This is a genomic window from Streptomyces sp. SID11385 (genome assembly GCF_010548245.1).
Classification (GTDB): Bacteria; Actinomycetota; Actinomycetes; order Streptomycetales; family Streptomycetaceae; genus Streptomyces.
The window spans coordinates 1-663 of the sequence record NZ_JAAGLR010000582.1 but is presented as its reverse complement, the minus strand read 5'-3'; the positions used below and the strand labels follow the sequence as shown (position 1 = coordinate 663).

At 78.7% G+C, this 663-nt stretch carries 1 pseudogene; it reads right to left on the bottom strand.

Annotation, left to right across the window (positions count from 1 at the left end):
• Positions 1 to 663 (bottom strand): annotated as a pseudogene (locus tag G3I42_RS17630) (chromosome segregation protein SMC); the annotation flags it as partial.

Sequence of the window (663 nt, the reverse complement as noted above, 5' to 3'; positions counted from 1 at the left end):
GGAGCGCTCCGCCTCGCCCGCGGCGCCCTTCGCCTGCCCGGCGAGCGCACCGAGCCGCTGCGCGACGGCTGACTTCTCGCGGTCCGCGGTACGGCGCTCACGCTCCAGCTCCTCCAGGACCGCCGCGGCCTCCGCGCGACGTGCCGCGGCGTCCTCCTGCGCCTCGGCGAGCGCGGCGCACCGTACCGCCAGCTCCTCCAACTCGGCGGACGCCTCGTCCACGGACGCCTGCACCTCGATCAGGCTCGGCGCCCCGGCGGAACCGCCCTGCGCGAGATGCGCGCCGAGGACGTCGCCCTCGGCGGTGACCGCGATGAGCGCGGGGTGCGTACGGACGAGCGCGAGCGCGTCGTCCAGCGTGCCGACCGCGACCATGCCGCGCAGGAGGCGGCGTACGGCGCGGAGGAGGCTCTCGGGGCCGCTGACGAGGTCGGCGAGGGGGAGGGCGGGAGTGTCGGGGACGCGGGGGATGCCGTTCGCCGCGACGTCGCGAGGCGTGGTGTACGGGGCGACGTCGCGGGGGGCGGGGGGCGTCGCGGGGGCGGCGTACGCGGCGTCACGTGCGCCGTCGTGCGGGGCGACGTCGCGTGCGGCCGGTGTGTCGACGGGGGCGGGTGCGTCGGGTACGTCGCGCGGCGCCGGTACGTCGCGGGCCTCGTGGCG